Annotated in this window: 12 protein-coding genes; 8 read left to right on the top strand and 4 right to left on the bottom strand. The window is 67.4% G+C overall.

Translation table 11 applies throughout. From position 1 onward, the window contains the following. The first annotated feature begins 70 nt into the window (after positions 1-70). The 6 genes from ASE75_RS02105 (at position 71) to ASE75_RS02130 (ending at position 8395) form a co-directional block, all read left to right on the top strand. On the top strand, positions 71-1141 hold the full coding sequence (locus ASE75_RS02105) for a LacI family DNA-binding transcriptional regulator (RefSeq protein WP_082463799.1): 1071 nt from the start codon (positions 71-73) through the stop codon (positions 1139-1141). Continuing rightward, positions 1138-4080 (top strand): TonB-dependent receptor, encoded by a 2943-nt coding sequence (locus tag ASE75_RS02110; RefSeq protein WP_235512476.1) that lies wholly within the window; start codon positions 1138-1140, stop codon positions 4078-4080. The genes ASE75_RS02105 and ASE75_RS02110 overlap by 4 nt, the downstream gene beginning before the upstream one ends. Positions 4081-4158: 78 nt before the next feature. Continuing rightward, positions 4159-5583 (top strand): glucoamylase family protein, encoded by a 1425-nt coding sequence (locus ASE75_RS02115; protein WP_055928065.1) that lies wholly within the window; start codon positions 4159-4161, stop codon positions 5581-5583. Continuing rightward, on the top strand, positions 5580-6302 hold the full coding sequence (locus ASE75_RS02120) for an alpha/beta hydrolase-fold protein (protein WP_156340053.1): 723 nt from the start codon (positions 5580-5582) through the stop codon (positions 6300-6302). Before ASE75_RS02115 ends, ASE75_RS02120 begins: the two co-directional genes overlap by 4 nt. Before the next feature lie 72 nt (positions 6303-6374). After that, complete coding sequence (locus tag ASE75_RS02125) at positions 6375-7571, top strand: acetyl-CoA C-acyltransferase (protein ID WP_055928072.1); 1197 nt, start codon at positions 6375-6377, stop codon at positions 7569-7571. A gap of 44 nt (positions 7572-7615) precedes the next feature. Further along, on the top strand, positions 7616-8395 hold the full coding sequence (locus tag ASE75_RS02130; RefSeq protein ID WP_055928074.1) for an SDR family NAD(P)-dependent oxidoreductase: 780 nt from the start codon (positions 7616-7618) through the stop codon (positions 8393-8395). A 3-nt stretch (positions 8396-8398) separates the two neighbouring features. On the opposite strand, the gene ASE75_RS02135 is transcribed toward ASE75_RS02130, so the two are convergent. The 4 genes from ASE75_RS02135 to ASE75_RS02150 all read right to left on the bottom strand — a co-directional run bounded on the left by ASE75_RS02135 (position 8399) and on the right by ASE75_RS02150 (position 14617). After that, entirely contained in the window at positions 8399-10795 is a 2397-nt protein-coding gene (locus ASE75_RS02135; protein WP_055928077.1) for a hypothetical protein, read from the bottom strand. Between the two features lie 68 nt (positions 10796-10863). After that, positions 10864-12246, bottom strand: a complete 1383-nt coding sequence (locus tag ASE75_RS02140; protein ID WP_055928080.1) for a dihydrolipoamide acetyltransferase family protein — start codon at positions 12244-12246, stop codon at positions 10864-10866. Next, a complete protein-coding gene (locus ASE75_RS02145) occupies positions 12246-13253 on the bottom strand; it encodes an alpha-ketoacid dehydrogenase subunit beta (protein ID WP_055929260.1) in 1008 nt (335 codons plus the stop codon). The genes ASE75_RS02140 and ASE75_RS02145 overlap by 1 nt, the downstream gene beginning before the upstream one ends. A 62-nt stretch (positions 13254-13315) precedes the next feature. Next, a complete protein-coding gene (locus tag ASE75_RS02150; protein ID WP_055928083.1) occupies positions 13316-14617 on the bottom strand; it encodes a thiamine pyrophosphate-dependent enzyme in 1302 nt (433 codons plus the stop codon). A gap of 209 nt (positions 14618-14826) precedes the next feature. Between ASE75_RS02150 and ASE75_RS02155 the strand changes: the two genes are divergently transcribed. After that, complete coding sequence (locus tag ASE75_RS02155; protein WP_162233697.1) at positions 14827-15243, top strand: GtrA family protein; 417 nt, start codon at positions 14827-14829, stop codon at positions 15241-15243. Positions 15244-15294: 51 nt separating this feature from the next. Next, positions 15295-16017 carry an ImuA family protein gene (locus ASE75_RS02160; protein ID WP_055928088.1) on the top strand — a complete coding sequence of 241 codons (723 nt, stop codon included), beginning with the start codon at positions 15295-15297 and terminating at the stop codon, positions 16015-16017. The last annotated feature ends 285 nt before the right edge of the window (positions 16018-16302 follow it).

The raw sequence follows: 16302 nt of genomic DNA on the forward strand, positions 1-16302 counted from the left end.
CCAGCGTGAGGCCCGGATCCATCACCGCGCGAAAAAATGCGGTGTCAGGAGAGGGATGCAGGACGCGGCCATGGCCACCGCCACGATCAGAGATGTCGCGCGCCACGCCGCCGTTTCGGTCGCGTCGGCCAGCCGCGCGCTGAACGGCCACGCCAGCGTCGCGCCGGGCACCCGCGACCGGGTGATCGCCGCCGCCACCGCGCTCGATTATGTCCCCCATCTCGGCGCGCGGAGCCTGTCGACCCGGCGATCCAATTCGATCGGCGTCGTCCTGCCCGACCTGTTCGGCGAGTTTTTTTCCGAGGTCATTCGCGGTCTCGACTTCGCCGCGCACCGGCGCGGGCTGCAATTGCTGCTGTCCAACATGCACGGCGCGACCGATGAGACCGCCACCGCGATCCGGGCGATGCGCGGCCGGGTCGACGGACTCATCATCATGTCGCCAGAGGCCGATGGCGCGTTCCTGGACCGCCACCTGCCGCTCGGCCTGCCCACCGTCGTCCTGAACGGACGCGGCGGCACCACGGGCCAGCCCGGCGGCCATGCCGGTATCGGCATTGACGGGCGGGCGGGGGCGGCGGCCGCCGCGCGGCATCTGGTCGCGCAGGGCTGCACCCGGCTGGCCCATGTCCGCGGACCGCACGGCAATGCCGATGCCGACGACCGCGCCGACGCCTTCCGCGCGACCGTCGCCGCCCTGTTGCCGACACCCGTGCGCGTGTTCGACGGCGATTTCGGCGAACAGTCGGGCATCGACGCGGCCGAAGCGATCGTGGCTGCGCGCGGCGGCGGCGAGGTGATCGACGGCATCTTCTGCGCCAACGACATCATGGCGATCGGCTGCATGAGCACGCTGGTGCGCGCCGGCGTATCGGTGCCGCATGACATCGCCATCGTCGGCTTCGACGACGTGCCGGTCGCGCATTACGTCACGCCCGGCCTGACATCGCTTGGCGTCGACATGGCGGCGCTGGGCGAACGTACGCTCGACCTGCTGGTCGCCGCGATCACGCAGGCGACGCCGATCGCGGCCACGCCGGAGCTACTAATTCCATCGCTCGTCGTTCGCGCCTCCAGCGCTCGGCGACCGGAAGACATGACGACACATCCGGGCCACCGGGAAAAGGGGAGACTGAAATGAAGACCTTCGGCACCATGGGCTTGCGCGCCGCGCTGGCCGCGACGACCATTCTTGGCGGCACCGCGCTGCTCAGCACCCCCGTACAGGCCCAGACCACCACCGCGTCGATCCGCGGTCAGGTGCGCGACGCCGCCGGGGCCGCCGTCTCGGGCGCGGCCGTCACGGCGGTCAACGCCGGCACCAACCAGACGGTGCGCGCGACGACCGACGCCAGCGGTCGTTACACGCTGAACGGCGTGCGCCCGGCGCAATACACCATCACCATCACCGGTCCAGGCGGCGAAACCTTTTCGAAGGCGATCGTGGTCGGCATCGGCCAGTCCGCCAGCCTCGACGCGACGCTGGGGGTAGCCGAGCCGACGACGACGGCGGCGACCGATGGCGGCGTGGCCGCGGACGAAGGCGGCGACATCGTCGTCACCGGCAGCCGCCTGGTCGAAACCAAGACCTCCGAAATCGCCACCAACGTCAGCCAGGCGCAGATCCGCAGCCTGCCGCAGACCGACCGCAACTTCCTGTCGTTCGCAGCACTCGCCCCCGGCGTGCGCTACAATGACAGCGAGACGGACAAGAGCTTTTCGGCCGGCGCTTCTTCTGCATCGCAGGTCAACGTCTTCGTCGACGGCGTCTCCCTGAAGAACAAGCTGCGCGAGGGCGGCGTCGCCGGCCAGCAGAACAGCCGCGGCAACCCGTTCGGCCAGCTGGCCGTGCAGGAGTTCCGCGTCCTGACGCAGAACTACAAGGCTGAATACGAGCAGGCCGGCTCCGCAATCATCACCTCGGTCACCAAGTCGGGCACCAACGAGTTCCACGGAGAAGTCTTCGGTCAGTATACCGACAAGAGCCTGACCCAGAAGGCGTATTTCGACAAGCAACTCAACCGCCCGGAGCCGGCGTTCGAGCGCAAGCAGTACGGCATCGCGCTGGGTGGCCCGATCATCAAGGACAAGCTGTTTTTCTTCGGCACCTATGAGGGCAACGATCAGGATCGTGCGTTCAACGTGCAGTCCAACGCGACCGCCGCACAGCGCGCCAATTTCGCCACCATCACCGGCCGCCAGATCAGCGACTATGAAGGCGCGTTCGTCAGCCCGTTCCGCGGCGATTTCTACTTCGGCAAGCTGACCTTCACGCCGGATTCGAACCAGGTGTTCGACCTGTCGTACAGCCGCCGCACCGAAACCGACATTCAGGGTTTCGGCGGCGAAACCGCCTATTCGGCGGCCGAAAACAAGATCAACACGGTCGACACCTATCTGTTCAAGTGGACCTACACCGGCACCGATTTCGTCAACGAGGTCAACGTCAACTATCTGAACTACAAGTTCAATCCGACGTCGTTGAACCCCGATCTGCCGGCGTTTGCCTATCAGGGTCTCATCACCTTCGGCGGCAAGGATTCGACCCGTCGCGAGGTGCAGCAGAGCTACACGCTGCGCGACGACGTGACCTGGACGAAGTTCGATGGCCACACGATCAAGGTCGGCGCGCGTGTCGAGGTGACCGACATCGAGTTCAACAACCAGTCCTATATCCAGCCACGCTACGATTTCCGTACCGAGGTCGACAACAACCTGACCATCGCCTTCCCGGCGGAGGCGCGTCTGGGCCTTGGCAACGGCCGCATCTTCGGATCGAACACCCAGCTTGGCTTCTATGCGCAGGATGACTGGGACGCGACCGACAAGCTGCAGCTGAACATCGGTCTGCGCTATGACTATGAGTTCAACGGCTTCAACAACGACTACGTCACGCCGCCAGCCGCGGCGGCAACGCTGCGGTCGCTGCCCTCGACCTATTATTTCAACCCGGAAGACTATATCTCGACCGGCAAGAACCGGTCACCGTTCAAATACGCCTTCGCACCGCGCTTCGGCTTTTCGTATGATCTGAATGACGATCAGCGCACCGTGATCTTCGGCGGTCTGGGACGCTATTACGACCGCAACAACTTCAACAACACGGTCGACGAACTGAGTCGCACGATCAACCCGATCGGCGTGTTCCGCTTCTCGGCGAACGGCGCACCGCGCAGCGGCCTGCCGACGGTCGCGTGGAACCCCAGCTACCTGACCCGCGACGGCCTGCTGGCACTGGCCTCCACCTCGACGCAGGGGCTGCCCGAACTGTTCGCGGTGAAGAACGACGCGAAGCCCCCGGTCAACGATCAGGTCAGCCTCGGCATCCGTCAGAAGGTCGGCATGTTCCAAGCGGCACTGACCGCATCCTACCAGCGTGGTCGCAACGGCTATACCAACATCTTCGCCACCCGGCAGAACAACGGACTTGGCAATTGCTGCAACACCGCCAGCGCGGTCGCCAACGGGTATTCCAACGTCATCGTCGGCTATGACGGCCTCGATACCCGCTACAAGGCGATCTACTTCACGCTGGACAAGAACTACACCCAGTCGAGCGGCTGGGGCATGAACATCGCCTATACCTTCGGCAAGGCGGAGAAGAATGGCGGCGACCTGTTCAGCCTCGATGGCCTCACGCCGGACGCCTATGGCTGGCGGCCAAGCCCCGGCGACGAGCGTCACCGGGTCGTGTTCTCCGGCATCGTCGACCTGCCGGCCAACTTCCAGCTGTCGACGCTAACCACGCTGGGGTCGGGTGCGGCCTATGCCGTGACCGATGCCACCGCCGGCTTCGACGCCGGCCAGCTCCGTCAGACCAGCGCCTATCCGCTGAAGAACTGCATCAAGGGCCTGTTCGCCTTCTGCGAAGTCAACGTAACGCTGGCCAACAAGACCAAGATCTTCGGCAACCACGAGGTCGAGCTGGCGGTCGACGTGCTGAACGCGTTCAACAACAAGAACTTCAGCGGCTTCGATGGCTTCTTCAGCGCTACCGACCCGCTGGTCCGCAGCGAGATTGGCACCAGCACGATCACCCTGCCCCGCCGCATCCAGTTCCGCGCCGGGTACCGCTTCTAGTCCGCGTTTTGGGGCGGGCAGGCTTCGGCCCGCCCGCCCCTTTTTTGTTCTGCGTAAATCCCAAGGAGCCAGCCCGCCATGACCGATCATGCGACCAGCCGGCGTCGATTTCTCTCTACCACCGCCCTCGGCCTCGCCACGCTCGCCAGTGGCTGCGCGACCACGCGCACGACCCCGGCCGGCCAAGCCACCACCCCCGACCTGATGACCGACATTCAGGAGCGCGCGTTCCGCTTTTTCTGGGACACTACCGACCCCGAGATGGGTCTGGCGCTCGATCGCTGGCCCACCCCCAGCTTTTCCTCGATCGCCGCGATCGGCTTCGCGCTCACCGCCTATCCGATCGGCGTCACCCACGGCTGGATCACCCGCGATCAGGCCCGCGCCCGGACGCTGACCACGCTGCGTTTCCTCGGCACCGCACCGATGGGCGATGGCGCGACCGGGTTCAGCGGCTACAAGGGCTTCTTCTACCACTTCCTCGGCGTGACCAAGGGCCAGCGGTTCGCGCGCTGCGAACTGTCGACCATCGACACCACGCTGTTGCTGGGCGGCGTCCTGTTCGCGCAAAGCTGGTTCGACGGCGCGGACGCGGGCGAGGCGGAGATCCGCGCGATCGCCGAACGGCTGTACGCTGCGGTCGAATGGGACTGGGCCGTGCCGCGGCCGCCGTTCGTCTCGATGGGCTGGCACCCCGAAACCGGCTTCATCAAGAGCGACTGGAATATCTACAACGAGGGGATGCTGCTCTACATCCTGGCGCTGGCCTCGCCGACGCACCCGCTGCCGCCGTCGACCTGGCGCGCGCTGACGCAGGCGTTCGAGCAGAGCTGGTCGACCACATGGGGCGAACCCCACCTCGCCTTCGCACCGATGTTCGGTCACCAGTACAGCCATTTGTGGCTAGATTTCAAAGGCATCCGCGATCCCTATATCGCGTCCAAGGGCATCGACTATTTCGAGAATACTCGTCGCGCGACCCATGCCCAGCGCGCCTATGCCATCGCCAATCCCGGCGGCTGGCGCGATTACGGGCAGGACATCTGGGGCTTGACCGCCTGCGACGGTCCCGGTGACTTCAAGGAGATGATCGGCGGCAAGGAACGATCGTTCTTCAGCTATTCCGCGCGCGGCCCCGGCGAGCGCGACGACGGCACCATCGCGCCGACCGCCGCGCTTGGCTCGATCGCCTTCGCCCCCGACATCGTCGAACCGGCGGCGAAGGCGATGCACGCGCGCTATGGCCAGGGCATCTACGGCAAATACGGGTTCTTCGACGCGTTCAACCCGACGCTGACCGCCACTACCGATCCCTTGCGCCACGGCAGGATCGTCCCCGGCGTCGGCTGGGTCGACACGGACTATCTCGGCATCGACCAGGGGCCGATCGTCTGCGGGATCGAGAACTGGCGCACGGGGCTGGTGTGGAAGACGATGCGGAAGAACCCGCACATCCGCCGCGGCCTCGAACGCGCGGGCTTCACCGGCGGGTGGTTGTCATGAGGACCATGCTGGCGCTCGCCCTCGCCCTCTCGACGCCGGCCGCCGCACAAAGCACGGAAGGGACGCAGACCGCGCAAGCCCCCGTGCGGGCCGGCGACTATGCCTACCAGCTGTTCGTGCCGCGCGGATACGCCGCGATGCCCCGGCAGCAATGGCCGCTGGTCATCTTCCTCCACGGCTCCGGCGAGCGCGGGTCGGACATCGAGAAGGTCAAGGTCAACGGCCCGCCGAAGATCATCGCGCGGCACCCCGGCGCGCCCTTCCTGATGATTGCCCCGCAACTGGAGGAGGGTGGTGACTGGGATCAGGTGAAGCTCGAACGCCTGCTGACCCGCATCCGCAAGGACTACCGCGTCGACGCGTCCCGCATCTACCTGACCGGCCTGTCGCGCGGCGGCCATGGCAGCTGGGCCTGGGCCACCGCCCGCCCCGACCTGTTCGCGGCCGTCGTGCCGGTTGCGGGGCGCGGCGATCCGGCCAGGGCCTGCGCGCTGAAGGACATGCCCGTCTGGGCGCTGCACGGCGACAATGACGATATCGTGCGGCCGGTCGGTAGCTTTGCGATGGTCGAGGCGATCCGCGCCTGCCCCGGCCTGACCGTCCAGCCGCGCCTGACGCTGTACCCGGCCACCAACCACGGGTCGTGGGAACCGGCCTATGACGAGGATGCGCTCTGGCGCTGGCTGCTGGAACAGCGGCGGGCGGTGCCGGCGCGGTAAGCACACCCCCTATCCTCCGCCTACCCACCACGCTACAGGCATAGCCATACCCGATTTTCGAAAGGCCATGTCATGCGTGAAGCCGCCATCGTGTCCACCGCCCGTACCGCTATCGGCAAGGCGTATCGCGGCGCGTTCAACGCGACCGAAGCTCCGGTGCTCGCCGGCCATGTCATGAACGCCGCAGTCGACCGGGCCGGCATCGACCCCGCGCGCATCGACGAGGTGTTCTGGGGCGTCGGCAACCAGTGGGGGACGCAAGGGGGCAATGCCGGCCGCATGGCGGTGTTCGCGGGCGCGCTGCCGCAATCGGTGCCCGCCTTCACGCTTGATCGCAAATGCGGGTCCGGCCTGACCGCGATCGCGATGGCCGCGCGCTCGATCATTTGCGACGAGGTCGACGTGGCGCTGGCCGGTGGGATGGAGTCGATCAGCTATACCGTCACGAAAGATGCGCCGCGCTACGTCAACCAGAGCGTCCTGGCGCACGAACCCGCCGCCTATATCCCGATGATCGAAACGGCGGAGATCGTCGCCGATCGCTATGGCATCACCCGCGAGGCGCAGGACGCCTATGCCGCGACCAGCCAGCAACGCGCCGCCGCCGGCCTCGCCAACGGGGCGTTCGCCGAGGAAATCGTGCCCATCACCGTCGAGCGGGCGCTGTTCGACAAGGCCGGCACCCGCACCGGCTGCGAAACCCTGACGCTGACTGAGGACGAGGGCATCCGCGCCGGCACCACGGTCGAGGGACTCGCCGGCCTGAAGACCGTCTGGCCCGGCGGCGACTTCACCACCGCCGGCCGCCACGTCACCGCCGGCAACGCCAGCCAGTTGTCGGACGGGGCGTCGGCTCAGATCCTGATGGACCGCGCCACGGCGGAGGCCGAAGGCAAGGATATCCTCGGCATCTATCGCGGGTTCCAGGCGGCCGGTTGCGCACCCGACGAAATGGGCATCGGCCCGGTCTTTGCTATCCCGAAGCTGCTTGCCCGCGCCGGCCTGTCGGTCGCCGATATCGGCCTGTGGGAACTGAACGAAGCGTTCGCGTCGCAATGCCTCTATTGCCGCGACCATCTCGGCATCGACCCCGAGACATACAACGTCAACGGCGGCGCGATCGCGGTCGGCCACCCGTTCGGCATGACCGGCAGCCGGCTGGTCGGCCATGCGCTGATCGAGGGGCGCAAGCGCGGCGTCCGCTATGTCGTGGTGTCGATGTGCACCGCCGGCGGCATGGGCGCGGCGGGGCTGTTCGAGATCGTATAGCACGGCGCATTGCCAGTCCGCGACCATCGGCGCAGGGTGACGCGATGACCACGACCCTCATCACCGGTGCCTCGGCCGGCCTTGGCGAAGGCTTCGCGACCACGTTAGCCGCACGCGGCGACACGCTGATCCTCACCGCCCGCCGCGCCGACCGGCTGGAGGTGCTGGCCGCCCGGCTGCGCGCGACCCACGGCGTGTCGGTGACGGTCATCCCCACCGACCTGGCTGATCCCGCCGCGCCCGCCGACCTGACGGCCGCCATCGCCGCCGCCGGCCTGTCGGTCGACCTGCTCGTCAACAACGCCGGCTATGGCGCGCGCGGGGATTTCGCCGATCTGGACGGCGCGATGCAGACGGGGATGATCGACCTCAACTGCCGCGCGCTGGTCGCCCTGTCGCATGCGGTCCTGCCGGCGATGATCGCGAAGCGGGCCGGCGGCATCCTGAACGTCGCGTCGATCGCCGCGTTTCAGCCGGGGCCGTGGATGAGCGTCTATTACGCGACCAAGGCGTTCGTCCTCAGCTTTTCCGAGGGATTGCACGAGGAGGTGAAGCACCACGGCGTCCACGTCTCCGCGCTCTGCCCCGGCCCCACCCGCACCGAATTCGCCGACGTCGCGGGCATGGCCGACAGCGCCCTGTTCCAGCGCTTCGCCAGCGACAGCGACGCGGTGGTGCGCGACGGCCTGGCCGCCATCGCCGCAAACCGCGCGGTGGCGGTGTCAGGCCGGATGAACGCGCTGACGGCCGGTGGTGTGCGCTTCATGCCTCGCGGTGTCGCGCGGCGTCTGGCCGGACGGTTGCAGCGCGCCCGCCAGCGTTAGGGTTCAGGCCGCCCGTCGCGCTGGCGCGGCCGACGCCACACCGGCCGCCGCGCCATGCCGCAACACCAGCGGTCGGAACACCATCACCAACGCCAGCGGATCAGGGGCGGGCGGTGGCGGCACCATCACCAGCGCGCCCTCGCCCGCCCGGAACACACCGGTGCCGACCTCGTCCATCTCGTCCAGCACCGGCCGGGTCTCGTCTGCCCGCCACGTCGTCGCGGTGTCGATATCAGCCACCCGCTGGAACGCGATCGACTCGATCTGCACCATCTCGCAGACCGCGCCAAGCTGGACGCCGGGCACGAACTGCCCCGCCCCCACCGGCACGACCAGCCGGTAATAGCCGTCGATCGTCGGCCATGCCGTCATTGGCACCACACCCTGATCGTTGCTCCCCAGCAACAGGACCGGCACCTCAAACCCGCCGACCTCGAAATCCTCGCCGCGCAGATCCAGTCCGAAGCGCAGGCTGGACAGCATCATCATCGACAGCGGCAACCCCTTCCCCTGGATTTCGCCGGCGACATACATCCGCCGCTCCTCATCGACATAGCCGATCCCGCGCCGGCGCAGGCCCGCCTCCGCAACTGTCGGGTCGAACAGCCGGCTGACCTGATCGGTGCCCAGATTGGCGTCGTAATCGAACGTCTCGAACAGTTTGAGCTCGTCCGCGCCCGGCAGAAAGAACAGGCGCGCCAGCGTGGCCGATGCCGCCTGAACGCGCGCGTCCAGCGTGTCCGACCGCGCCGGCCAGTGGATGCCGTCCGTCGCCGTCCGCACATAATCCATGCACGCCGCCTGTACCGCCTCGCGCACCGCGCTGGTCCGTCCCTTGCCGTCGACCGCCTCGCGCAGCGGCGTGCCGTCGGCCGCGAAGTCGGTGGTCGACCCTTGCGCCACGTTGCACAATTGTTCGAGGATCACGACCGCCGACGACATCGCGTGCAGCACCCGACATTCGTGATGGCGGGTATCGAGCATGCCGCGCTTGTCCAGACCCGTGACCTGCTCTTCACGCAACAGCAGATACCGGCCCGACACGTCCAGACCGAACCGGTCGTGCAGCACGGGGGTCAGCAGGTTCTGCGCCGATCCGTTGTACCCCAGGTCGACGAGCATGATCGCATCGCCCTCGGCCACGCCGGCGCGACGCAGATGCGCCATCAACCGGTCGCCCGCCTGACGACTGCGCTTCAGGATCTTCGCCCGCGTCTCGCCGCGGGCGATGAAGCGGGTAAACGCGATACGATCGGCGGCCAGATCGCTACCCTTGACGACCTTGGCGATTTCCGGCGCGAACAGGGAGACCTGCCGGGCAAGCGCCGAAAGCGGCATCACCTCCAGCCGCTCCTGCACGAACGCCTCCAACGCGGCGGCATCCTGAATACCCGCCCTCGCCGCGACCAGCCGGCTGATCTCGACCGGCCGCGCGCCCGCATCGGGGAACAGCGCATCGAACGCCAGGAACGGCAGATATCCGTCGCGCATCATGAACAGCGGACGGACCGGCTTCCCCAGCCGCGCCGACAGCGTATCGACCTCTTGTTTCAGCCATAGCGCGAAGCTGTGCATCGCCGGCCCGAGCACGTCATGGCCCAGCACATAGGCCGGGTCGTCATCAACACGCAGCGCGATGGCGGATCGGTGCGGCTGACAGGTCGGCACATCCTGTTGCACGCGCGCATTCGTCATCACCGCGACCGCCGCTTCCTGCCGCAGCCGCGTCATGACACCGGGTGCGAACTGCCGGAAATGCACTGCGTTCAGCCCGTGCGCCGATGCCGCGTCATGATCCGCCGCGCGGTTGTCGCCGATGTGCAGGACCGCTTGCGGTGCGACACCCACCACGTCCAGCACGATATCGAACAGGCCGCTCCCCTTGGCGACGCCGTGCGCGGCCGACACGAAGACATGGTCGATCATCGCCAGCACATCGGCCCCGGCCGCGGCGGCGATATGCGCGCGCAATTGTGCCTCGGTCATGTACATGTCGCTGACGATGATGATCGTCAGCCCGCGCCGCTTCGCCTCCGTCATCAGCGCGACGACCGGCGTGAAGGCAAAGGCGTGATCGGCCTCATGCGCCAGTTCGCGCGCCACCAGCGCGTCGATCGCGGCCGCGTCGACGCGCGGGTGCAGGCGGCGATAGATGTCGGACAGCAGCACTTCGCCGCGCCCGCGCGCCGCCTGCTGCTTTGCCGCCGCCTCTTCCGCCCACATCCGCGGCTGCATCGCGCCGCCGGGATGGTCGATACAGGCAAAGACGTCGCGCGGCGCGTGGGTCGTCCGCCAGATCAGCGTGTCGAAACAGTCGAGCGACAGGACGCGCAGGCCCGGCGGCGCGCGGTCCAGCAGGGTGGCGATCTCAGCCCCACCCACCGTCAGTTTCATCGCCATCCCGCGTCGTCCCGGTTCGTTAGTCCGAACCGGGTATCAACGAGATTGGTTAGCCGATGGTTAAAGCATCAATCGGCAAACAGCAGCACAGGGGTTTCCAGATAGCGTTTCAACGCCTGGACGAAACTTGCCGCATCCCAGCCATCGACGACCCGGTGATCGCAGCTGATCGACAGGTTCATCAGCTTGGCGCGGCGGATCTCGTCGCCCCGCCCGGTAAATACCGGCCGCTCGATGATCCGGTTCGGGCCGATGATCGCGACTTCGGGGCGGTTGATGACCGGCGTCGTCGCGATCCCGCCCAGCGGCCCCAGCGAGGTGATGGTCAGCGTGGACCCCGACAGTTCGGCGCTGGTCGCCTTGCCGGTCCGCGCGGCCTCCGCCAGTCGGCCGATCTCGGTCGCGAGCTGCCAGACGTTGCGGTCCTGCGCGTCGCGGATCACCGGCACCATCAGCCCGGCATCGGTCTGCGTCGCCATGCCCAGATGGATGCTGCCGGCCCGGGTCACCACGCCAGCCTCGTCATCGTAGCGCGCGTTCAGCATTGGGAAGTCGGGGATCGTCCTGCAGATTGCGGCGATCAGCAGCGGCAGCATCGTCAGCTTCGGCCGCGCGCCCCGGTGATCGTTCAGGTCGGCGCGCATCGCCTCCAGCGCGGTGACGTCGATCTCGTCGACATAGGTGAAATGCGGGATCGCCCGCTTCGACGCGGCCATGTTCTCGGCGATCCGCCGCCGCATGCCGATGACCCGCACCGGCTCATCCGGGCGCGCGCGCGACGTTTGCGGCGCGTGATACCCTTGCGCCGATCCATAGCGCAGATACGCATCCAGATCGGCATGCCGCACCCGCTCGCCATCGGTCTTCACCGTGGCCAGGTCGATCCCCAGGTCGCGCGCACGGGCACGAACGGCGGGCGAAGCGAGCACCTTAAGTTCCTCCCCGGCACGGGGAGGGGGACCATCCGCAGGATGGTGGAGGGGCGCTTCCACAGGGGCTTTCGTTTGTGCTGCATGCTCGGGCACAGCGATAGGGGGAACAGCCTGTGGCTCCCCCCCTCCACCACCAGCTTCGCTGGCGGTCCCCCTCCCCGTGCCGGGGAGGATCTGCGCCTCCTCGACCCCAGGGTTCTCCGCCTCATACTGCTCGGCCGTCTCGGCCTGCGCATCCGTCGGCGGCGCGGCGATCACCTCGCCCGACCCGGCATCGGCATCCGTCTCGATCACGACCAGCGCGGCACCGATCGACACCTGGTCGCCGACCTCGCCCGCCAGTTCGACCACCACGCCCGACACCGGCGACTCCATCTCGACGGTCGCCTTGTCGGTCATCATGTCCGCGATCTGCTGGTCTTCCTCGACGCGGTCGCCGACGGCCACATGCCACGCGACGATCTCGGCCTCGGAAATGCCCTCGCCAATGTCGGGCAGCTTGAAGGTGAAGCGAGCCATTATGCGTCCTTCATCAATGTCTTGAGGGCCTCGCCGATGCGGACCGGCCCGGGAAAATATGCCCATTCCAGGCTGTGCGGATACGGCGTGTCGAACCCGGTCACGCGCGCGATCGGGGCCTCCAGATGATAGAAGCACCGCTCCTGCACCAGCGCCGACAGCTCGGCGCCGAACCCGCCGGTCCGCGTCGCCTCGTGCACGATCATGCAGCGGCCGGTCTTCTTCACCGACGCCTCGATCGTCTCGATGTCCAGCGGCACCAGCGTGCGCAGGTCGATGATTTCGGCATCGACGCCCGAGTCCTCGACCACCGCCGCGCAGACATGGACCATCGTCCCGTATGCCAGGATCGTCACCGCATCCCCGGCCCGGACGATGTTCGCCTTGCCCAGCTCGATCCGGTAATACCCCTCCGGCACCGCACCGCCCGGATGCTTCGACCAGTTCTGCGCCGGCCGGTCCCAATGCCCGTCGAACGGCCCGTTGTAGATCCGCTTCGGCTCGAAAAACAGAACCGGGTCATTGTCCTCGATCGACGCGATCAGCAGGCCCTTGGCGTCGTAGGGTGTCGCCGGGATGACCGTCTTGACGCCCGATACATGGGTGAAGATCCCCTCCGGCGACTGGCTGTGCGTCTGCCCGCCAAAGATACCGCCGCCGAACGGCGACCGCACCGTCAGCGGCGCGGTGAACTCGCCCGCCGAGCGATAGCGCAGCCGCGCCGCCTCCGACACCAACTGGTCGAGTGCCGGATAGATGTAATCGGCGAACTGGATTTCCGGCACCGGGCGCAGGCCGTATGCGCCCATGCCGACCGCCACGCCGATGATCCCGCATTCGGTGATCGGCGTGTCGAACACGCGGGTCTTGCCGTATTTCGCCTGCAGGCCGGCGGTGGCGCGGAACACGCCGCCGAAAAAGCCGACATCCTCGCCCATCACGATCATGGCCGGGTCGCGCGCCATCATGACGTCCATCGCCGAATTGATCGCCTGGATCATCGTCATGCGGGTGGTGGGTTGGGTCTCGGGTTGCATGTCTGTCGTCTCGCTCATCGTCCCCACCGCGTTCATGCTTTTCGATCCCACGGCCGACCGCTCGCGGTTTCCTCGGCCAGCATCTGCGCCTGCTGCTCGCGCAAGTGCCACGGCATTTCCTCGAACACGCCGTCGAACAGCGTGTCGAGCGGCTGATGCAGCCCGTGGCCGAGGATGCCGTTCTTCTCGGCCTCCTTCTGCGCCGCCTTGACCTGCTCGGCGCACTCGCGGTCCTGCGCGGCGTGGGCGGCCTCGTCCCACTCACGACACGCGACCAGATGATCCTTCAACCGCTTGATCGGGTCGCCCAGCGGCCACGCCGTCGCCTCGTTCGCGCTGCGATATTGCGACGGATCATCCGACGTGGAATGCCCCTCCGCGCGGTAGGTGAAATGCTCGATCAGCGTCGGCCCCTGGTTGGTCCGCGCGCGTTCCGCCGCCCACTGCGTCGCGGCATAGACCGCCAGCGCATCATTGCCGTCGACCCTGAGGCCGGCGATCCCATAACCGATCGCCCGCGCGGCAAAGGTCGTCGCCTCCGCGCCGGCGAACCCTGAAAAGCTGGAAATCGCCCACTGGTTGTTGACGACGTTCATGATTACCGGCGCGCGGTAGACGCTGGCGAAGGTGCAGGCGGAGTGAAAATCGCCTTCCGCGGTCGATCCCTCGCCGCACCACACGGCGGCGATCCGCGTATCGCCCTTGGCCGCGCTGGCCATCGCCCAGCCCACGGCTTGCGGATATTGCGTCGTCAGATTGCCCGAGATCGAGAAGAACCCCGCCTCGCGCACCGAATACATGATCGGCAGCTGCTTGCCCTGCAACCGGTCGGCGCTGTTCGAATAGATCTGGTTCATCATGTCGACCAGGCTCCAGTTGCGTGCGATCAGCAGCCCCTGCTGGCGGTAACTGGGGAAGCACATGTCCTCGTAATCCAGCGCATGCGCGGCGGCGACCGCCACCGCCTCCTCGCCCGTGGCCTTCATGTAGAAGCTGGTTTTGCCCTGGCGCTGTGCCCGGAACATCCGCTCATCGAACGCGCGCAGCAGCACCATCGAGCGCAGCATCCGCCGCATCAGATCCGGCGACAGTTTCGGATCCCACGCGCCGACCGCCTGGTTCGCGTCATCGAGCACCCGGATCAGGCCATAGGACAGGTCGTGAAAGTCGGCGGCCGGTTCGGCGGTGTCGGGCCGGCGCGACAGGCCGGCGGCCGGCACCTCGACCGCGACGAAGTCCGCCTCGTCGCCGGGGCGGAAGCGCGGTTCGGGGACGTGCAGCGTCAGCGGCTGCAGATTCGATCGGGGGTGGTCGCTCGCCACGCATCTCTCCATATCCGGCCCGCTTGTCCGGCCCGCCCGTAGGGAAGGCGCCGGAGCACGGACTCGACTGTTTCAAACCCTTGTTATTATATTTCAACGGCCATGGCGAGAGGGTCCGTGGCCCGGATCGACGTATTGCGGCTTGCGACGACCCCGGTCCACCGCGTAGGCGCGAACGCGATGTCAACCGGAACCCACCCCTGATGCCCGCGCGCACCCGCATGACGATCGCCGCACTGCGCCCGCTGCTGGCGAACGAGGCGTTCCTGCAACTGGTGCGCTACGGCATCGGCGGGCTTGGCGTCACGCTGTTCGCGGCCGGCGTCTACCTGCTGTTCGCCGCCGTGCTGCATGTCCCGCCGCTGATCGCCAACACCATCAGCACCGCGTTCGGCGTCGGCATCGGCTATCTGGTCCACAGCCGCTGGAGTTTTCGCGCCGAGCCGGGGCGCGAGGGCGCGATGATTACCAAGTTCGTCGTCGCCTCCGCCATCGCCTTTGCGCTCAACAGCTTCTGGGTCTGGCTGGCGACCCACGCCTGGGGCCTGCCGGTCTGGACGCCCGTCGTCGCGACGGTCGGCGTGACCCCGTTCGTCAGCTTCCTGCTGTTCCGATACTGGACGTTTGCAAAAGACTGAGCCGACGGGCAAAGAGAACGGACCATGAACGATAGTCCGTGATCGCAACCTGTGTCGAGTCGTACCCTTGCCGCATTGCAGGCCGCGCTGGGCGACCTGACGCGCGACGGTTTCAGCCGCCGACCGGAAATGCCGTTCGGCGTGGCGGACGTCGATTCCCGGCTGGCCGATGACGGCCTGCGGCTGGACGCGCTGCACGAGGTGACCGCCGCCACGCCGACGCTCGACGACGAGATCGCGACCACGCTGTTCCTCGCCGGCCTCGCCGCACGCTGCTGGGGACCGGTCCTGTGGATCGCCAGCCGACAGGATCTGTTTGCGCCCGACCCTACCGCCGTGGGCCTCGCACCCGGTCGCCTGATCCGGGTGGCGGCATCGGACGACGCCGACGTGGCCCGGCTGATGGAGGCGGGATTGCTCCATCGCGGCCTGGGCGCGGTCATCGGCGAGGCTGCCCGCATCGGCCCCGCCGCCCTCGCCCGCGTCTGCGTCGCGGCGGCGGGTGGCCAGACGATCGCACTCCTCCACCGGCGTCACGGCAGCGATGATCCGCTGGTCGCCCCGTCCCCCGCGCGCACCCGCTGGCGCGTCGGCGCCATGCGCGCGCCCCGACCCGGCCGCGCCCGCTGGACCCTTGATTGCGCGCATCAGGTGGACGGTCCGCCGTTCACGGCCTCTGTTCGCGCCTGCGACGAAACCGGGCGGCTGGCGGGACTGCCGCGTGCCGTGGATCGCGTCCCGACCGTACGCGAATGTCACCGCGAGGCGGCGTAGACGCATGGAAACCAGCTCATAAAAACCGCTGTCCTATTGGCGGCCGATATGAAACGATCGCATCGTCATTAACGCTTGAGATATCAAAGCCTGATCCGTCACCCGCGAGCGTGGCGAAGCAATCCAGGACCACGCCTCCGACGCTCTGGATTGCTTCGCCACGCTCGCCGGTGACGGGTGGATCAATGTCACGGTGTTGTAGTCGGGGCATATCCTGGAAACACTACCCCCCCCCCGCTGCGGGTATAACCTTTGTAACCTTCCAGCCCCCGATTGCCGCGCCGG

The organism is Sphingomonas sp. Leaf17, from assembly GCF_001421505.1.
GTDB lineage: Bacteria > Pseudomonadota > Alphaproteobacteria > Sphingomonadales > Sphingomonadaceae > Sphingomonas.

Bases quoted from the DNA above. Each gene is read 5' to 3' on its own strand.
- ASE75_RS02150 (WP_055928083.1), bottom strand. From the start codon at position 14,617: ATGGAGAGATGCGTGGCGAGCGACCACCCCCGATCGAATCTGCAGCCG.
- ASE75_RS02115 (WP_055928065.1), top strand. From the start codon at position 4,159: ATGACCGATCATGCGACCAGCCGGCGTCGATTTCTCTCTACCACCGCC.
- ASE75_RS02155 (WP_162233697.1), top strand. From the start codon at position 14,827: ATGACGATCGCCGCACTGCGCCCGCTGCTGGCGAACGAGGCGTTCCTG.
- ASE75_RS02120 (WP_156340053.1), top strand. From the start codon at position 5,580: ATGAGGACCATGCTGGCGCTCGCCCTCGCCCTCTCGACGCCGGCCGCC.
- ASE75_RS02130 (WP_055928074.1), top strand. From the start codon at position 7,616: ATGACCACGACCCTCATCACCGGTGCCTCGGCCGGCCTTGGCGAAGGC.
- ASE75_RS02125 (WP_055928072.1), top strand. From the start codon at position 6,375: ATGCGTGAAGCCGCCATCGTGTCCACCGCCCGTACCGCTATCGGCAAG.
- ASE75_RS02110 (WP_235512476.1), top strand. From the start codon at position 1,138: ATGAAGACCTTCGGCACCATGGGCTTGCGCGCCGCGCTGGCCGCGACG.
- ASE75_RS02135 (WP_055928077.1), bottom strand. From the start codon at position 10,795: ATGGCGATGAAACTGACGGTGGGTGGGGCTGAGATCGCCACCCTGCTG.
- ASE75_RS02140 (WP_055928080.1), bottom strand. From the start codon at position 12,246: ATGGCTCGCTTCACCTTCAAGCTGCCCGACATTGGCGAGGGCATTTCC.
- ASE75_RS02145 (WP_055929260.1), bottom strand. From the start codon at position 13,253: ATGACGATGATCCAGGCGATCAATTCGGCGATGGACGTCATGATGGCG.
- ASE75_RS02105 (WP_082463799.1), top strand. From the start codon at position 71: ATGGCCACCGCCACGATCAGAGATGTCGCGCGCCACGCCGCCGTTTCG.